Consider the following 17,181-nt stretch of genomic DNA (forward strand, 5'->3'; position numbering starts at 1 on the left):
ATACAAACAGTGCCTATTTTTAGGCACTGTTTATTTTTTGTCGAAAAAGGAGGAAGGCTTTATGGCTGAGCCGATTTTACATATTGAAGGCCTTGATAAAAAAATAGGGTCTAAACAGATTTTAAAACAGATCAGCATGGACGTCAGGCAGGGAGAGATTATCGGTCTTCTCGGTCCGAACGGTTCCGGAAAAACGACACTCATCCGCATCATCGTCGGGCTGTTAAAACAAAACAGCGGAAGCGTAGCCATCAATGGATTCAAGCATGACACTGAGTTCGAACAAGCGATGGAAGCTGTCGGTGCGATTGTGGAAAACCCCGAGTTTTACCCATACCTGTCAGGCTGGGAAAACCTCAAACACTTTGCAAATATGCATAAAAAAATAGATGATGACAGACTGGACGAAGTTGTGGAACGAGTCGGGCTGACGTCAGCAATTGATGATAAGGTGAGAACCTACTCACTCGGCATGCGCCAGCGTCTCGGCATTGCTCAGGCCATTCTTCACCGGCCGAAGCTTCTCATTTTAGATGAGCCGACAAACGGTCTTGATCCTGCCGGTATGAAGGATTTTCGCGACCATATTAAGGAGCTCGCCGAAGAGGAAGGAACGGCGGTTTTATTCGCCACTCATTTATTGCGTGAAGTTGAAGACCTGTGTGACCGTGTCATCATCATACAAAAAGGCGAGATCAAAGCAGAAGTGAGCCTGAATGGAGCCGGTCAGAAAACGGAAAAAGCCGTTATTGAAGTGCAGCCGGCGGAAAAAGCGATCGCTTGGCTGGTGGGCAATGGGTACACAGCTGAACGTAAAGACGGCTCCATCGTGGTGGATATAGCGAAAGAAAATATACCAGAGCTGAACCGCTCACTAGTCGGACAAGGACTGAACGTATTTTCAATTATGACTTATACGCAGTCACTGGAAGATGAATTTATAAAAGCGACAACCGCTCATCAAGAGGAGGGAGAAGAGCTTGTCTAAATTAATATGGAATGAACATATGAAACTCTTTAATCGAAAAGTCACATTTGTTTCGCTTATATTGATGGCCGTTTTTCAATTTTTTATGGCGCTGATCATTAAACGGATCGTCATCAGTGCCGGAACTGACGAAAACTTCATCGGCTACTTTTCCTATACACCGAGCCTGAATATCTTGCTGCAGGCGTTAACCATTGTGATTGCAGCGACGATTATTTCTAATGAATTTGATAAAAAGACAATTAAATTTCTGCTCATTCGCCCGGTCAAGCGGCAAAAGGTTTTTTGGTCGAAATTAATGACAGTTATAATGGTCAGCTTCTATCTTTATCTGACATACTACATTCTGGCTTTATTATTCGGTCTTGTCTTTTTTGGCACGTCCGTGACATCTGAATCAAAAACATTATTCATCAACACATTGGAACTAATTGGCACAAACTGGCTTGAAGCGGTGCTGATGGGATTATTCGGTTTGCTTTGTTCATCACTGTTCCGCAACAGCGCCATTTCAGTTGTCGTTTCCTTTGTCGTTTTATATGGAGCAAGTTCACTTGTGCAAATCATGAAGCTGTTTGAAAACAAATGGGGAAGCTTTTTGCTTTTTGCAAACACAGACTTCACTCAATACAAAAGCGGACAAACGGCTCTGTTTTCAGGCATGACACCATTGTTCTCTGTAGGGATACTTGTAATTCATGCTGTTTTCTTCATTGCCGTTGCCTGGTGGAGCTTCTGCAAACGGGATGTTCGAATCTAAAGGCAAGGAATGACATTTTTGTGAAAAAGCTCACGTAAATCAATATCAGACGATGTTTTGGTTTATAATAAAGGTACTGACGGAGGTGTCTCGAATTGAGAAACTTTATTACCGCTTTACCGATTGTATTGCTGCTTGGATTCTCATTTGTGTCATTTATGTTCCAGTTTGAACATCTTGTGTATTTCAGGCTCGCGTTGGGGTTGTTTTCTCTCGTGGGGCTGTACATGATATATAAAATGAAGACGGGTATCCGTTATTTTATCATTTATCTGTATGCAAGCTGGATTGTGCTTGCGGCAGTTACGGCCTTTGAAGAGCCGATCTTCTCAAGTTTTTTCTTCGGCGGATTGGTCATGACAATGGGTTACCTGACTTATATGCTCATTTATCTCGGTATGAAACAAGACCGGGATGCAAATCCGGTTTAAACACGCTGTTCCCTTGGGAACGGCGTGTTTTTCTATAGTGGACAAAATGTTAACAGTTGCGGAATCAAGGCTGGAAATCTATAATACATATTAAATTTATCGGAATTGAAAAAATGGGGGGCTGCCGGATGTCATTATTTGTACGGAACGAAAAACAGCGGCAATGGATAGAGAAAATAGGACAGCTAGCGGATGAATTTCAGCAAACAGCCGCTGAGGATGATGAACAGGGACGATTTCCTGCCGAAAAAATCCAGAAACTGCGTGATTCGGGATATACGGCGATAACCGTGCCGAAATCCCATGGAGGAGCAGGAATATCTGTTTATGATATGCTGCTTTTTCAAGAACGGCTTGCACGGGGAGATGCACCTGCAGCTCTGAGCATCGGCTGGCATTTAAGCGTGATGGGAGAGCTCGGGGAAGGAAACAGCTGGGATGAAGATGTGTTTGCGTTTATCGCAAAGGAAGTTCAAAACGGCGCCGTGATCAATAGAGCAGCGACAGAAGCGAAAACCGGGAGCCCGACCAGGGGAGGGCGCCCCGGGACTGCTGCTGTCAAAAAGGACGGCAAATGGGTGGTGAATGGAAGAAAAACGTTTACGACAATGTCGCAAGCGCTTAATTATTTTTTAGTAACGGCATGGATTGAAGAAAAACAAACAACAGGTGTGGTGTTGGTTCATAAAAATGATCCTGGTGTAACAATTGAAGAAACATGGGATATGATGGCGATGCGGGCTACTGGCAGCCATGATCTTGTATTAAACGAGGTAACGCTCGATGATAATAAACTGGTGGAACTGCTTCAAGGGCCGCGGGGAGCAAAGCCAAACGGCTGGCTGCTCCATATTCCGGCGGTTTATCTTGGTGTGGCTCAGGCTGCCAGAGACTATGCGGTGCGTTTTGCCTCCGAGTATTCACCAAATAGTTTGAAAGGGCCGATCAAAGACGTTCCGGCCGTTCAGCAAAGAACAGGCGAAATGGAGCTTGAGCTGCTGAATGCCAAGCATTTTCTTTTTCATGCGGCTGAATTGTATGACGATCCGGAGCGCCGCCCTTACTTGAAGAATGAGCTCGGTGCGGCAAAACATATCGTCACAAACGCCGCGCTTTCTGTTGTAGACAAAGCGATGAGAATTGTCGGGGCCAAAAGCCTTGAACGCACCAACCCGCTTCAGCGCTATTACCGGGATGTGCGCGCAGGTCTCCATAACCCGCCGATGGACGACATGGTTATTCAAAAGCTGGCCGCAGAAGCCTTTTTCATTAAATAAAAAAGAGCCTTTGCGGGCTCTTTTTTATGTATTGTTTTGTTCCTGGAGATTTTTCTGATGCTTGCGGTCAATTCTGTCGTAAATGACGTTCATCAGCTTTGGATTGCCCATGATCGCCTCTTTGTTTTCCTGGATCAGCTGTTGGTAGGTTTTTATTTTACGCTTTGGCATGCCCTGGCGCCTCCTGACAATGTTTGATATTCCCTTTCCAGCTCCATCAGCGACAATTCATATAAATGTCGCGTTGACTTTTTGTATATACCATTCTGTATTAACAGATGAATGAGATGTTTTTTTCTGATTTCTGCAGACTGAGGTGTCATTGTGTCACCAACCTCCAATCAATCGATATTGATAATCATTATCAATTAACACCAGTATACAATGTCCACCACAGCCTGTAAAGGTGAAAACAGTCCTATTCTTTCGTAAGTAAGCAAACCTTCAACATATCGACAAAAAGTTTCCCGGGCAATAATTTGCTGTCGAAATATCCCTTCCCGTTGAGAACCGCTGCTGCTATTTTTCATGTTTTTAACCATACTATGTAATAGAATGGAGGCTGGTATTCAATGGGGAGGACAGATAATCTTAAAAAGGGAGAAAAAGGAGCACTCCTCAATATTTTGGCATATATCATTCTTGCTGCTGTTAAGCTGACAATCGGAATATTGTATCATTCTGAAGCACTGAGAGCAGACGGATTAAACAATGGGACAGATATTGTGGCGTCAATAGCGGTACTGATCGGACTGCGAATTTCCCAAAGGCCGGCTGACAGCGACCATCCATATGGCCATTATCGGGCTGAAACAATTTCGTCCCTTATTGCGTCTTTTATTATGATGGTTGTCGGGATTGAAGTGTTAATCGGCGGAGGAAAAGCGATTGCGGGCGGCACCTCAGAAACGCCAAGCCTTATCGCGGCGTGGACGGCTTTAGGCAGTGCGGTGTTTATGTACGGCATCTATTTATATAACAAAAGGCTCGCAGCATCCATTAAAAGCTCTGCACTTATGGCGGCGGCGAAGGACAGCAGGTCAGACGCATTTGTCAGTGCCGGAGCATTTATCGGTGTTTTTTCTTCCCAGCTGCAGCTGGCTTGGATAGACCCGGTTACGGCTTTTGTGATCGGAATCATCATTTGTAAGACAGCCTGGGATATCTTCAAAGACGCTTCGCATTCATTAACGGACGGGTTTCACTTGAAGGACCTTGAACCTTATAAACAGACTGTCGGCCGGATAGAAAATGTGCATCGTCTTAAGGATGTGAAAGCGCGATACTTGGGCAGCACAGTACATATAGAGATGGTCATTACAGTTGATCCGAAGCTGACAGTAGAGGAAGGCCACGGGGTCGCAGATGAGGTGGAAAACAAAATAAAACATGAACACGATGTCACTCATGTTCATGTTCACGTAGAGCCCGACGACACAAAATAGGGCTGCTTATCGAATTAGCTTATATGTTCTGATAGAAATTCAGTCACTTCTTCAGGCGTTTTGGCATTGGCGCTGTGAAGATGGCCTGTTTTCTCTCCATTTTTGAAAATGAGCAGGCTTGGAATACCCATCACCTGATATGTTTCAGCCAGTTCAGGAAGCTCGTCCTTATTCAGCTCGTACCAATCGTTTTGATTATACGTTTCCAAAATATCGCCGATGAACATATTCATGCGTGTGCAGTCAGGGCACCAATCAGCATAAAACTTTACAATTATTTCTTTATCAGATTGAATCAGTTCATTAAATTGTTCTTTTGTTGTGATTTTTTTCATATGTCACATCTCCTTTTCAATGCCATTTTAATATAAAATAAAAAGGAATTACATACAAATGCATTCAGCTTCAGCATGCCCAAAAATAATTAGATCATTTTCTTGTGAAAGTGATAAGATAGTAAAGATGAATTGTAGTGGGGGGAGTATCCATTGAAAACAAGTCTAGGATTAGTGTACGGCGGTAAGTCAGCCGAACATAATGTTTCGCTTCAGACAGCTCTGGCTGTAACAAAAGCGCTAAATACTGAGAAGTTTGATATACATCCAATTTATATAACTGAAAAAGGCGAATGGATAAGAGGCGCACGTTTAACAGAGCCTGTTTCCAACGTAAAAATGCTTCAGCTTGAGCAGGGCGGAACCGCTTTTTCTCCATCTGCTCTCAACCAGGAGATGTTTCCGCAGGAAGTATCACAGCAAAATGAAGCAATTGATGTCGTATTCCCGCTCCTGCACGGCCCGAACGGAGAGGACGGAACGATTCAGGGAATGCTTGAACTTTTAAATATTCCTTATGTCGGCAACGGCGTGCTTGCTTCCTCAGCTGGTATGGATAAAGTAGTCATGAAGCATTTGTTTGCACAAGTCGGCCTTGCACAGGCGAAATACACAGCCTTCCTTAAAAAAGACTGGACTCGTTCTCCTGAAGAAAGCTGCGAGCAGGTAGAACAAGAATTGGGCTATCCTTGCTTCGTGAAGCCGGCCAACCTTGGATCAAGCGTCGGAATCAGCAAATGCCGAAACCGTGAAGAACTGCAAAAAGCATTTGAGCTTGCGTTCCAATATGACCGGAAAGTCGTAGTAGAAGAAGGCATCAACGGCCGCGAAATTGAAATCGGCGTTCTCGGAAATGATGATCCTAAATGCTCTGCAGTAGGAGAAATCGCACCTAAGACAGATTTCTACGATTACAAAGCGAAATACGAGGATGGAGACACCGATCTGATTATTCCTGCGTCTGTAACAGATGAGGAATACGCGAAAATCAGTGAGATGGCCATCAGAGCGTTTAAATCAATTGACGGCTCAGGACTTGTCAGAGCGGACTTTTTCCTGACAGCTGACGGCGAAGTGCTGATCAATGAAGTAAACACGATGCCTGGTTTTACACCGTTCAGCATGTTCCCGCTTCTCTGGAAAGAAGCCGGAGTGGAATACGCTGACCTCATTGAACAGCTTGTAGAGCTGGCTAAAGAACGCCACGCTGAAAAACAATTGATTAAACATACATTCTAAATGGAAACTGACACTGCCGGTAAAAGGGCAGTGTCTTTTCCCGTATACCACCAAAAGAAAGAGAGTGACCTTACTTGATTAAGCGAACCGTAAAGCAAATTGCCGAAATGGTCAAAGGCACACTAACAAACCCGCAATATGAAAATACAGTCATTCATGGAGTAGCTACAGATACAAGAAAGCTGGAAAGCAATCAGCTTTTCATCCCGCTGAAAGGGGAACATTTTAACGGCCACACTTTTGTGCCGCAAGCTTTTGAAGCTGGTGTGTCTGCCGTTCTGTGGAACCGCTCTGAACCCAATCCGCCCGAGAATCAAGCCGTGATTTTAGTGGATGATACTTTGTCAGCACTCCAGCAGCTGGCAAAAGCCTATTTACAGGAGCTCGGCACACGTGTGATCGGGGTAACAGGAAGCAACGGCAAAACGACGACCAAAGACATGATTCACGCTGTCCTGCAAACGCGGTACCGCGTCCATAAAACAGGAGGAAATTTCAACAATCATATCGGGCTGCCGCTTACAGTGTTAGCGATGCCTGAAGATACAGAAATTGCCGTATTGGAAATGGGAATGAGCGCAAAAGGAGAAATTGACCTTCTGACGCGCTTGGCAAATCCGGATGCGGCAGTGATAACAAATATCGGCGAATCCCACATGCAGGATCTTGGTTCAAGAGAAGGCATCGCGGAAGCAAAACTGGAAATTATCAACGGCCTGAAAGAAGACGGTGTGCTGATTTATATCGGAGACGAACCGCTTTTGCAAAAGGCTTACAGCTGCCAAACGAAAACATATGGTACTGGAGCGCAAAACGATTATCAGCTGCAGGATGTCAGCCAGAGTGAAGCGGGGACCCATTTTACGATCAAAGGCATAGAAAAACCGTTTTTTATCCCTATACTAGGCAAGCATAATGTAATGAACGCCATGGCGGCAATCGCCGCAGGGGTTTATTTCGGCATCACGCCTGAGGATGCGGCAAAAGGATTAAGCAGCCTGAAGGTCACCGGCATGAGACTTGAATTTATGAAAACAGACAGCGGCATTTCTATTATTAATGACGCTTATAACGCGAGCCCGACATCGATGAAGGCTGCGATCCAATTGACAGAAAGCCTTGAAGGATACGGAAAAAAAATGGTCGTGCTCGGAGACATGCTTGAACTCGGCGATCTTGAAGAAACGTTCCATAAAGAATGCGGCGCTGTGATCAGCCCGGACAAAATTGACCACGTCTTTACGTATGGCAAACTTGGGGCATTTATCGCGGAAGGTGCGATGGAACATTTTGATAAAGAGCGCGTCAGCCACTTCAGCGAGAAAAAAGAGCTTACTCAGGCCCTGAAGAATAAAGCGGCAAAGGGAGATTTGATTTTATTCAAAGCGTCAAGAGGTATGAAGCTTGAAGAAATCGTTAAAGATTTAATGGAGAGCCCGTTTTCTTAAAAAATCCTGCGGAAAAAAGCAGATTGCAATCATAAAATAAAAATGATGTGCAGACACTAATGTATGCCGGCCCGAAATAATTTATGTATGACTGGCTCAGGCTATGGTACAATAATGACAGGTTTATTTCGCGATACGAAAATATGTGTACGGACCGCCATCCGCTGACCTTAGGTTTTCCGCGGACACAAGGAGCGGGATTGGGCATGTCCGGCATATTTGGTTAGCAGGTCAGAGAGCGCATTCAAAATGCTGATCTGCTTACCGCGTTATTGAAAAACATGTAGTGTAATGGTAAGATAAAACTTAAAGTAATTCGGGCTTTGTATACGTAAGGATCCTGTCCTTTTTCCATGGAGGGCAGTTTTTAAGTGGTAAATCACGACATTACTGAAACAGCAATTAGAAGGAGTTTGAATAATTTGACTATAACGTTTCAAGATTTTCAATTAAGTTCTGATCTCATGAAGGCAATTAACCGTATGGGATTTGAAGAAGCAACGCCGATTCAGGCACAAACGATTCCGCTCGGACTTTCAAATAAAGATGTCATTGGACAAGCGCAAACAGGTACAGGTAAAACAGCTGCGTTTGGTATACCCCTTGTTGAGAAAATTAACCCCGAGTCTCCTAATATTCAAGCAATCGTAATCGCACCAACCCGTGAACTAGCCATTCAAGTATCTGAAGAATTATATAAAATCGGACAAGATAAACGTGCGAAAGTTCTTCCTATTTACGGTGGGCAGGATATTGGACGACAAATCCGGGCGTTAAAGAAAAATCCGCATGTCATTGTCGGAACACCGGGACGTCTTCTTGACCACATTAACCGCCGCACAATTCGTTTAAACAATGTAAATACAGTTGTAATGGATGAAGCGGATGAAATGCTGAATATGGGGTTCATCGACGACATTGAATCTATTCTTTCAAATGTGCCGAGCGAGCATCAGACGCTTCTGTTCTCAGCTACGATGCCAGCGCCGATCAAACGCATTGCAGAGCGTTTCATGACTGAGCCTGAACACGTAAAAGTAAAAGCAAAAGAAATGACTGTTTCTAACATTCAGCAGTTCTATTTGGAAGTGCAGGAACGTAAAAAGTTCGACACACTGACTCGTCTTCTTGACATTCAGTCTCCTGAGCTTGCGATTGTATTCGGACGTACCAAACGCCGTGTTGATGAACTGGCAGAAGCCCTGAACCTTCGCGGATATGCAGCTGAAGGAATTCACGGTGATTTAACGCAGGCGAAACGTATGGTTGCGCTTCGCAAATTTAAAGAAGGTGCAATCGAAGTACTTGTTGCAACTGATGTTGCAGCTCGCGGACTCGATATCTCAGGTGTTACACACGTGTACAACTTCGACGTGCCTCAAGATCCTGAAAGCTATGTTCACCGTATCGGAAGAACAGGCCGCGCAGGAAAAACAGGTATGGCGATGACGTTTATCACACCGCGTGAGATAAGCATGCTTCGCGCAATTGAACAGACAACGAAACGCAAAATGGACCGCATGAAAGAGCCGACACTAGATGAAGCGTTAGAAGGCCAGCAGCAGGTTACAGTTGATCGTCTTCGTACGACAATCAGCGAAAACAACTTGAACTTCTACATGACAGCGGCAGCTGAGCTGCTTGAAGATCATGATGCAGTGACAGTGGTTGCAGCAGCTATCAAAATGGCTACAAAAGAGCCGGATAGCACGCCTGTTCGCTTAACAGACGAAGCGCCGATGATCGGCAAACGCTACAAAAACCAACGCACTTCTAAACGCAGAGACGGACAAGGCGGCGGCTACCGTGGCGGTAAAGGGAAAAGCAACAACCGTTCTTCCTATGATAAAAAGCGTTCAAGCGATCGCCGTTCTTCAGGTGACAGACGCCAGAAAAAATCATACTAATTCTGTAAAGAATATAAGAGCCTAAAACATGAGTTGTTTTGGGCTTTTTTTATGTTCAAATGCATGACCATTAAGCAAACTTTCAGCTGACGGAACCGTTTATTCTATGTATGCTTAAAGATGAAACTTTTTCTGCATAAGTGCGTATAAGTAACGATGATAAAAACGGGAGGTAGGTATTTTGAGAGAGCAGCCAAAAAACCAAATCAGTCCAGACGGATTAAAGGTTTGGCGACTTCAGGAGATAATGATATCCGCTGTCTGCTTGCTTATTGTCATAGCAGTTGCAGTGTTAAGTTATTTTTTTCATTGGCCGTACTGGATCAGCGGCGTGCTCGGCGCAGTTTGGCTGCTGGGTTCGGTCGTGACGGTTTATCTGATTCCAAAGGTCCGGCACAAAGTGTGGCGTTACGAGGTTCATGAAAATGAAATAGACATTCAATCGGGTATCTTTGTTGTGACACGCGTGATTGTACCGATGGTCAGGGTCCAGCACGTAGACACCTCACAAGGGCCGTTATTAAGAAAATACAATCTGGCAACAGTGAAGATTTTTACGGCGGCAACTGTGCATTCGATTCCTGCTTTAGAGATGAAGGAAGCGGATCAGCTGAGAGACTCCATTTCGCGCCTGGCAAGGGTGACTGACGATGATGTCTGAACCGAAGCGCCTTCATCCGGCGGCAGTCATTTTGAATTTATCCCATACCATTATTCAAACGATAAAAAATATCATTCTGCCATTCTTTTTTGTGTATATCGTCAACTCTAATCACACTGTCCGTTTTTACGGAGCCATCGCGCTCGGCGTTTTGTTCATCTGGCTCGTGGCAGCAAGCATTATCAAATGGAGAAAGTTTTCCTATCGAATCGAAGATGATGAATTTAGAATCGAAGAAGGCTTGTTTGTAACGAAAAAGAGATACATATCGATTGACCGGATTCAGACAATGAATACGAGTGCGGGAGTGGTCCAGCAAATTTTCAAGCTTGTCAAACTGCAAATTGAAACGGCTGGAGGCGGCAAAGAGGCGGAAGCGGTATTATCGGCTATTTCAGTTGAAGAAGCTGAAAGAATTAAAGAAGCCGTATTTAAGAAAAAAGCAGAAAGACATTCAATCGATACTGAGGAAGGCCTGTCAGAGGCTAAAGAGGCGGTCCCGGATGCGGAGCCGCAGGTGAGCTACAGCATGAATGCAAAAGAATTACTCATGGCCGCTTCAACATCTGGAGGGATCGGCGTAATTATCTCTGCTGTATTTGCGCTCATTTCTCAGCTGGACGAGGTGCTGCCGATGGATTGGCTCTTCGGGAAATTCTCCTTTCTGCAGCACGCCAACATAGGCATATACGCCGTGCTTATCTTTATCGGTTTATTTATCACCTGGATTCTCAGCATAGCCGGCATGATGTTCAAATATGCTAACTTTCAAATCATTAAAAAAGAGCAGGAATTGGTGATCTCAAGGGGTATTATTGAAAAACACCAAGTCACCATACCGCTTCGCAAAATACAAGCCATCAAAATAAAAGAAAACATCATCCGCCAGCTTTTCGGTTTTGCGACGGTGTCAATCGTCAGCGCGGGCGGCGGAGGAGACTCGGAAAAAGCAGAGGGCGCTTCGACCATTCTGTTTCCGATGATTCACAAAAAAAAGCTTCCCGGCATGCTGCGTACTTTTACGCCGGAATACACGGTGAAAGAAAATCGCCGCCATCTGCCGCGGCGCGCATTGAAGCGGTACTTATTCCGCTCAACCATTTTCTCCATTTTTTTAATCATTCCACTCTGTATTTTCTTCCAGCCATGGGGCTATTTCTCGATTGTTCTGCTGCCGATTGAGTTGTTTTTCGGGTATCTTGCCTATAAGGATGCGGCCTGGGTAATCAGCGGAGACCGTCTCCAGCTGACATCGAGGTTTATCGGCAGAACGACTGCAATTGTGTTGAGAAAGCGAATGCAGGTATGCAAGGCGAGCCAATCTTATTTTCAAAAGAAGGGGAAGCTGTATACCCTTTCCACCTCGGTAAAATCGTCGAGCCATATGGAAGAATTAACGGTGAGAGATGTGGGAGAAGAGGATGCAGATTTCATTTTAAATTGGTACTCATATGAAAAAGCGGACGGTTAATACCGCCGCTCTTTTTTTTGTACACATAAAAAAGACAGGAGAAACCCGCCGCAAAGTCCAAACAGGTGGGCCATCATGTTAATATTGGAGTTGATAAACGACATGAGAACGGCAAAGGCAAGCAATGTGAGAATCATTTTGGAATTGTCCTGTCCGATCAGCTCTTTACGAAAAAGAACCATAAACAGATAAACGCCGAACAGCCCGAAAATCGCGCCAGAAGCCCCGACATGCAGATAATCCAGCGGTTCTGTAAAATACGTGCCGATGTTTCCGATCATTCCGGAGCCTGCATACACAAGAAGGAAACGCGCTTTTCCAAGCATTCGTTCCAGAGCCGGTGCAAATAAAAAGATGGACATTGAATTAAACAGCAGATGGGTAAACCCTGCGTGAAGGAAAATCGGCGTGACCAGCCGCCACCATTCTCCGTTAGCGACGCCAAGGTTATAGCCTGTGAGAGCGTCTCTCCACAACGCGACTGAAGGAACAGGAAGTGAAAAGAACAGCCAGAGAACGGCCTGAGCAGCCAATATAAAGGTGACAACGGGATAAAGCCTGACAAAGGTTTGAAAGTTTTCAGTCCGTATAAACATGCCGAGCCCCATTTCTTAAATTTGGTATTTCTATAGTAACACGTTTATGAGACAAACCATTCAAATAGTACGAGGGCAAAGGAGGTTGTAAAATATGATTTACGGTATAGGATTGGACATCATTGAACTTAACCGGATCGCTTCAATGGCTGATCGCCAAAAACGATTTGCCGAGCGCATTTTAACAGGCGGCGAGTTTGCTCAGTATCAGGAGCTTTCTGAGAAAAGAAAAATTGAATTTCTTGCAGGAAGATTTGCGGCAAAAGAAGCTTTTTCGAAAGCATACGGCACAGGAATAGGCAAGAACCTAAGCTTTCATGACATTGAAATCACAAAAGATTCGAATGGCAAACCTTTTATTGTTTGCGCAAAGCTGAGCCAAGCCGCCGTTCATGTATCGATCACTCATACGAAGGAATATGCGGCTGCACAGGTTGTCATTGAAAGGTTGTCAAGCTAGTCTGCATATTAGGGACACCCCTCTCATATATTTGATAATGCATTAAGGGAGACGAGTTGTTTGAGGCTTTTATGGTACGCCTCTGTTCTGTTTAAACGTTTACCGAGCGTACCGTTAAAGTCAAACAAGCGATTTCTTCCTTTTACATCAATTGAGAAAAAGGGGTTGAAAAAGGTGAGAAAAAGCTTTGTTTTGCTTTTAACGGGACTGCTGGCTGTCCTTATTCTTTCTGCCTGCGGACAAAAATCACAGGAAGATGTCGTTACCGGGCTGGACGAGAAGGCGAAAGAATATACCTCGTACAAAGCAAAAGCAAAAATGACCATTGAGACAGGGAGTGACCCGCAAGTATACAATGTGGAAATTTGGCACAAAAAACCGTCTCTGTATCGGGTCTATCTAGAAAATCCGAAAAAGGACCAAAACCAAGTCATTTTACGAAACGAAAACGGAGTATTTGTTCTCACACCGTCTTTAAATAAGAGCTTCAGATTTCAAAGCGACTGGCCGAACAACAGCAGCCAAGTCTATTTGTTTGAATCGCTAGTGAAGGATATTCAAAACGATTCGGATGCAGTCTTCACTTCAAAAGAATCAAAATACGTATTTGAAACAAAAACGAACTATCAGCATAACAAAATGCTTCCAACACAAGAAATCACATTTAACAAGAAGGACATGAGCCCGTTATCTGTCAAAGTCATGGATACCGACCGAAAAGTGATGGTGAAAGTAGAGTTCAGCAGCTTCCAATTCAATAAGCAATTTGATAAAGAGTCCTTTGACGAAAAGAAAAATATGACCCTTTCTCAAATGGATGTTGCCACTAGCGCGAAACCTTCCGACTCTTTTGCCGTTAAAACGCCGCTCGAACTGCCGCTAGGCGTAAAACTGCTTGAAGAAAAAGATATTTCAACGGAAGATGGCAAGCGCGTCATCATGACTTACGGCGGAGAAAAATCGTTTACCTTGATTCAGGAGAAAGCCCAGGTTGCGAAAGCTTCCTCCTCAGTTACGCTAAACGCGGAACCGGTTAATCTTGGCTACACAATTGGCGCCTTATCAGATGCCTCGCTAACATGGACTTGCGAAGGCGTAGATTATCTTCTGTCATCTAAAGATCTGTCACAAGAGGAGATGGTGACAGTCGCCAAAAGCATGCAGGGACAATCATCCAAATAATCTCCTAAAGGCCGAATACAATTTGGCCTTTTTTTCGTCAGGCAGAATTTCACTTTGCCCTATAATTTTAGTATGATATGTAAATGATATTGAATAAACGCTAGGAAGTGTCATAAATGAGCACAAAACCTTTTTACAGAGACACGTGGGCGGAAATTGATCTGTCTGCGATTAAAGAAAATGTCAGTAATATGAAAAAACACATTGGTGAACAGGTCCACCTGATGGCGGTTGTGAAAGCAAATGCCTATGGACATGGGGATGCAGAAGTAGCGAAGGCTGCTCTTGAGGCAGGTGCTTCATGCTTAGCCGTGGCAATCTTGGATGAAGCAATTTCTCTTCGCCAGCGGGGCCTGACAGCGCCGATATTGGTGCTCGGCGCGGTTCCTCCGGAGTATGTGAAAATCGCAGCGGAATACGACGTGACTTTAACGGGGTATTCTGTTGAATGGCTTCAAGAAGCTGCTCGCCACCTCAAGAAAGCTTCCCTTCATTTTCATCTGAAAGTCGATACGGGAATGAACAGGCTCGGCGTGAAAACAGAAGAAGAGATTCATCACGTGATGACAATCCTGGAGCGAAATCCGGGCTTGAAATGCAAAGGGGTCTTCACTCATTTTGCGACTGCTGATGAAAAACAAAGAGGCTACTTTTTGATGCAGTTTGAACGCTTTAAAGAATTGATTGCTCCTCTGCCTTTAAAGAAACTGATGGTTCACTGCGCCAACAGCGCCGCCGGACTGCGTCTGAAAAAAGGCTTTTTTAACGCGGTCAGATTTGGCATCGGCATGTACGGCCTTCGTCCGTCAGCGGAAATTACCGATGAAATCCCGTTTAAACTGCGACCCGCATTCACCCTGCATTCGACCCTGTCGCATGTCAAAAAAGTACACAAAGGGGAAAGTGTCAGCTACGGGGCGGAATACACAGCGGAAAAAGACACGTGGATCGGAACGGTGCCCGTTGGCTATGCGGACGGCTGGCTCCGCAAATTAAAGGGAACAGAGATACTCGTGAAAGGAAAACGGCTGAAAATCGCCGGCCGAATCTGCATGGACCAATTTATGGTGGAGCTGGATCATGAATATCCGCCTGGCACAAAAGTCACATTAATCGGCCGCCAGGGGGATGAATATATTTCCATGGATGAGATCGCAGGCAGGCTCGAAACCATTAACTACGAGGTAGCTTGTACAATAAGTTCGCGCGTCCCCCGTATGTTTTTGGAAAATGGGAGTATAATGGAAGTGAGAAATCCTTTATTGCAGGGGAATGCAAGCAAATAGCTCATATCACAATAGAGAATTTTTAAAACAGCTTTGCTTGATGAGTGAATAATGGTATCATTATCACTGGATGGATAAAAGAGTCGTATCCGTAAGTTTGGTGGAGGTGTATGTTTTTTGTCTGAATCCAGCGCAAGAACCGAAATGAAAATCAGCTTGCCCGAAAACCTAGTAGCTGAATTGGATGGTGTAGCGATGCGGGAGAAACGAAGCAGAAACGAACTGATATCACAAGCAGTGAGAGCCTATGTCAGCGAACGAACAACTCGTCACAACCGTGATTTGATGAGACGCGGCTATATGGAAATGGCGAAGATCAACCTGAATATTTCTTCCGAGGCTCACTTTGCGGAGTGCGAGGCTGAAACGACAGTTGAGCGCTTAGTCAGCGGAGGATAATCATTTGATTGTGAAACGCGGCGATGTTTATTTTGCTGATTTATCTCCTGTTGTTGGCTCAGAGCAAGGCGGGGTGCGCCCGGTTTTAGTGATCCAAAATGACATCGGAAATCGCTTCAGCCCAACTGCTATTGTTGCAGCCATAACAGCCCAAATACAGAAAGCGAAATTACCAACCCACGTCGAAATTGATGCAAAACGCTACGGTTTTGAAAGAGATTCCGTTATTTTGCTGGAGCAAATTCGGACGATTGACAAGCAAAGGTTAACGGATAAGATTACTCATCTGGATGATGAAATGATGGATAAGGTTGATGAAGCCTTACAGATCAGTTTGGCACTCATTGATTTTTAGTAATATTTGCCTAGTTGCTCAAATAGAGCAACTTTTTTTGTTTTCAAAAAAAATTAACGATATAATAGTGGAATAACGAAAAAAATATGTTGTTTTTTATCGGGAGGTAAGCGAATTTGATGTCGAACCAGACTGTATATCAGTTCATTGCCGAGAATCAAAATGAACTGCTCCAACTGTGGACTGACACACTAAAAGAATTAAGCGAGCAAGAATCCTATCAGCTGACTCACCAAGTGTATGAAAATATATCTAGAGAATATATCGACATCCTGCTCTCATCTGTTAAGGATGACAGTGCTGCTGAAAGCCAAATTAGCGAACTGGCGTTAAGAGCTGTTCAAATCGGACTCTCTTTAAAGTTTCTGGCTACGGTGCTAGCTGAATTCTGGAAACGCCTCTACACGAAGATGAACGATAAGAGATTGCCAGATCAAGAGAGTACGGAATTAATCTGGCAGATCGACCGCTTTTTCAGCCCGATTAATACTGAGATTTTTAACCAATACTCAATTTCATGGGAAAAAACGGTATCTCTGCAAAAAATTGCGCTGCAGGAGCTATCTGCGCCGCTCATCCCAGTGTTTGAAAATATCACCGTAATGCCGCTGGTCGGAACAATTGATACCGAACGCGCAAAAAGAATTATGGAAAACCTTCTTAACGGCGTTGTTAAACACCGGTCACAAGTCGTGTTGATAGACATTACAGGTGTTCCTGTCGTTGACACGATGGTTGCCCACCATATTATTCAGGCGTCTGAGGCTGTAAGGCTTGTCGGAGCGAAATGCCTGCTCGCCGGAATCCGGCCGGAAATTGCTCAGACAATCGTCAACCTGGGCATTGATTTATCTCAAGTTATAACTAAGAATACCCTGCAAAAAGGAATTCAAACAGCATTGGAAATGACGGATCGAAAAATCGTTTCATTGGGGGAATAA

General features: G+C 44.4%; 19 protein-coding genes and 1 pseudogene. 16 read left to right on the forward strand and 4 right to left on the reverse strand.

The features are described 5' to 3' along the window. Positions 1-61 precede the first annotated feature (61 nt). The 4 genes from NSU16_RS02620 to NSU16_RS02635 all read left to right on the forward strand — a co-directional run bounded on the left by NSU16_RS02620 (position 62) and on the right by NSU16_RS02635 (position 3,456). Complete coding sequence (locus NSU16_RS02620) at positions 62-988, forward strand: ABC transporter ATP-binding protein (protein WP_339191995.1); 927 nt, start codon at positions 62-64, stop codon at positions 986-988. After that, positions 981-1,748 carry an ABC transporter permease gene (locus tag NSU16_RS02625; protein ID WP_168746979.1) on the forward strand — a complete coding sequence of 256 codons (768 nt, stop codon included), beginning with the start codon at positions 981-983 and terminating at the stop codon, positions 1,746-1,748. Before NSU16_RS02620 ends, NSU16_RS02625 begins: the two co-directional genes overlap by 8 nt. A 95-nt stretch (positions 1,749-1,843) precedes the next feature. Next, positions 1,844-2,179 (forward strand): hypothetical protein, encoded by a 336-nt coding sequence (locus NSU16_RS02630; RefSeq protein ID WP_003225151.1) that lies wholly within the window; start codon positions 1,844-1,846, stop codon positions 2,177-2,179. A gap of 128 nt (positions 2,180-2,307) precedes the next feature. Next, positions 2,308-3,456, forward strand: a complete 1,149-nt coding sequence (locus NSU16_RS02635; protein WP_339191996.1) for an acyl-CoA dehydrogenase family protein — start codon at positions 2,308-2,310, stop codon at positions 3,454-3,456. A gap of 24 nt (positions 3,457-3,480) precedes the next feature. On the opposite strand, the gene fbpB is transcribed toward NSU16_RS02635, so the two are convergent. Both fbpB and NSU16_RS02645 read right to left on the reverse strand, forming a co-directional pair. Continuing rightward, positions 3,481-3,627 (reverse strand): Fur-regulated basic protein FbpB, encoded by a 147-nt coding sequence (gene fbpB / locus NSU16_RS02640; RefSeq protein ID WP_010333101.1) that lies wholly within the window; start codon positions 3,625-3,627, stop codon positions 3,481-3,483. After that, a pseudogene (locus NSU16_RS02645) lies at positions 3,614-3,779 on the reverse strand (Fur-regulated basic protein FbpA). The gene fbpB and the pseudogene NSU16_RS02645 overlap by 14 nt, the downstream one beginning before the upstream one ends. Positions 3,780-4,028: 249 nt before the next feature. Here NSU16_RS02645 and NSU16_RS02650 point away from each other — a divergent pair. Continuing rightward, positions 4,029-4,901: a cation diffusion facilitator family transporter gene (locus NSU16_RS02650; protein ID WP_286059017.1), complete on the forward strand. Its 873-nt coding sequence runs from the start codon at positions 4,029-4,031 to the stop codon at positions 4,899-4,901. 14 nt (positions 4,902-4,915) lie between these two features. Here the strand turns inward: NSU16_RS02650 and NSU16_RS02655 are convergent, their stop codons facing one another. Then, positions 4,916-5,236, reverse strand: coding sequence for a thioredoxin family protein (locus NSU16_RS02655; protein ID WP_010333104.1), 321 nt, complete (start codon positions 5,234-5,236; stop codon positions 4,916-4,918). 153 nt (positions 5,237-5,389) lie between these two features. On the opposite strand from NSU16_RS02655, the gene NSU16_RS02660 reads away from it, so the two are divergent. From NSU16_RS02660 to NSU16_RS02680, 5 genes are all read left to right on the forward strand, one after another. After that, positions 5,390-6,475 carry a D-alanine--D-alanine ligase gene (locus tag NSU16_RS02660; protein WP_339191997.1) on the forward strand — a complete coding sequence of 362 codons (1,086 nt, stop codon included), beginning with the start codon at positions 5,390-5,392 and terminating at the stop codon, positions 6,473-6,475. 74 nt (positions 6,476-6,549) lie between these two features. After that, positions 6,550-7,923 (forward strand): UDP-N-acetylmuramoyl-tripeptide--D-alanyl-D-alanine ligase, encoded by a 1,374-nt coding sequence (murF, locus tag NSU16_RS02665; RefSeq protein ID WP_339191999.1) that lies wholly within the window; start codon positions 6,550-6,552, stop codon positions 7,921-7,923. Positions 7,924-8,345: 422 nt separating this feature from the next. After that, the gene (gene cshA / locus NSU16_RS02670) at positions 8,346-9,830 is read left to right on the forward strand and encodes an ATP-dependent RNA helicase CshA (RefSeq protein WP_168746984.1); all 1,485 of its coding nucleotides are present in this window, start codon (positions 8,346-8,348) and stop codon (positions 9,828-9,830) included. Between the two features lie 181 nt (positions 9,831-10,011). After that, positions 10,012-10,491, forward strand: coding sequence for a PH domain-containing protein (locus NSU16_RS02675; RefSeq protein ID WP_010333108.1), 480 nt, complete (start codon positions 10,012-10,014; stop codon positions 10,489-10,491). Beyond that, a complete protein-coding gene (locus tag NSU16_RS02680; protein WP_339192001.1) occupies positions 10,481-11,962 on the forward strand; it encodes a PH domain-containing protein in 1,482 nt (493 codons plus the stop codon). The genes NSU16_RS02675 and NSU16_RS02680 overlap by 11 nt, the downstream gene beginning before the upstream one ends. Here the strand turns inward: NSU16_RS02680 and NSU16_RS02685 are convergent. Further along, positions 11,959-12,558 (reverse strand): rhomboid family intramembrane serine protease, encoded by a 600-nt coding sequence (locus NSU16_RS02685; RefSeq protein ID WP_326204179.1) that lies wholly within the window; start codon positions 12,556-12,558, stop codon positions 11,959-11,961. The genes NSU16_RS02680 and NSU16_RS02685 overlap by 4 nt on opposite strands. 94 nt (positions 12,559-12,652) lie before the next feature. On the opposite strand from NSU16_RS02685, the gene acpS reads away from it, so the two are divergent. The 6 genes from acpS to rsbRA all read left to right on the forward strand — a co-directional run bounded on the left by acpS (position 12,653) and on the right by rsbRA (position 17,181). Continuing rightward, positions 12,653-13,018, forward strand: coding sequence for a holo-ACP synthase (gene acpS / locus NSU16_RS02690; RefSeq protein WP_339192004.1), 366 nt, complete (start codon positions 12,653-12,655; stop codon positions 13,016-13,018). A gap of 165 nt (positions 13,019-13,183) precedes the next feature. Further along, positions 13,184-14,200 carry an outer membrane lipoprotein carrier protein LolA gene (locus NSU16_RS02695; RefSeq protein ID WP_339192637.1) on the forward strand — a complete coding sequence of 339 codons (1,017 nt, stop codon included), beginning with the start codon at positions 13,184-13,186 and terminating at the stop codon, positions 14,198-14,200. 116 nt (positions 14,201-14,316) lie between these two features. Next, complete coding sequence (gene alr, locus NSU16_RS02700) at positions 14,317-15,486, forward strand: alanine racemase (RefSeq protein ID WP_168746988.1); 1,170 nt, start codon at positions 14,317-14,319, stop codon at positions 15,484-15,486. 117 nt (positions 15,487-15,603) lie between these two features. Then, complete coding sequence (gene endB, locus NSU16_RS02705; protein ID WP_003225183.1) at positions 15,604-15,885, forward strand: type II toxin-antitoxin system antitoxin EndoAI; 282 nt, start codon at positions 15,604-15,606, stop codon at positions 15,883-15,885. Between the two features lie 4 nt (positions 15,886-15,889). Next, the gene (gene ndoA, locus NSU16_RS02710; protein ID WP_003156187.1) at positions 15,890-16,240 is read left to right on the forward strand and encodes a type II toxin-antitoxin system endoribonuclease NdoA; all 351 of its coding nucleotides are present in this window, start codon (positions 15,890-15,892) and stop codon (positions 16,238-16,240) included. A 116-nt stretch (positions 16,241-16,356) separates the two neighbouring features. Beyond that, positions 16,357-17,181, forward strand: coding sequence for an RsbT co-antagonist protein RsbRA (gene rsbRA, locus NSU16_RS02715; protein ID WP_339192006.1), 825 nt, complete (start codon positions 16,357-16,359; stop codon positions 17,179-17,181).

Source organism: Bacillus sp. FSL K6-1003, assembly GCF_037964945.1.
Classification (GTDB): domain Bacteria; phylum Bacillota; class Bacilli; order Bacillales; family Bacillaceae; genus Bacillus; species Bacillus mojavensis.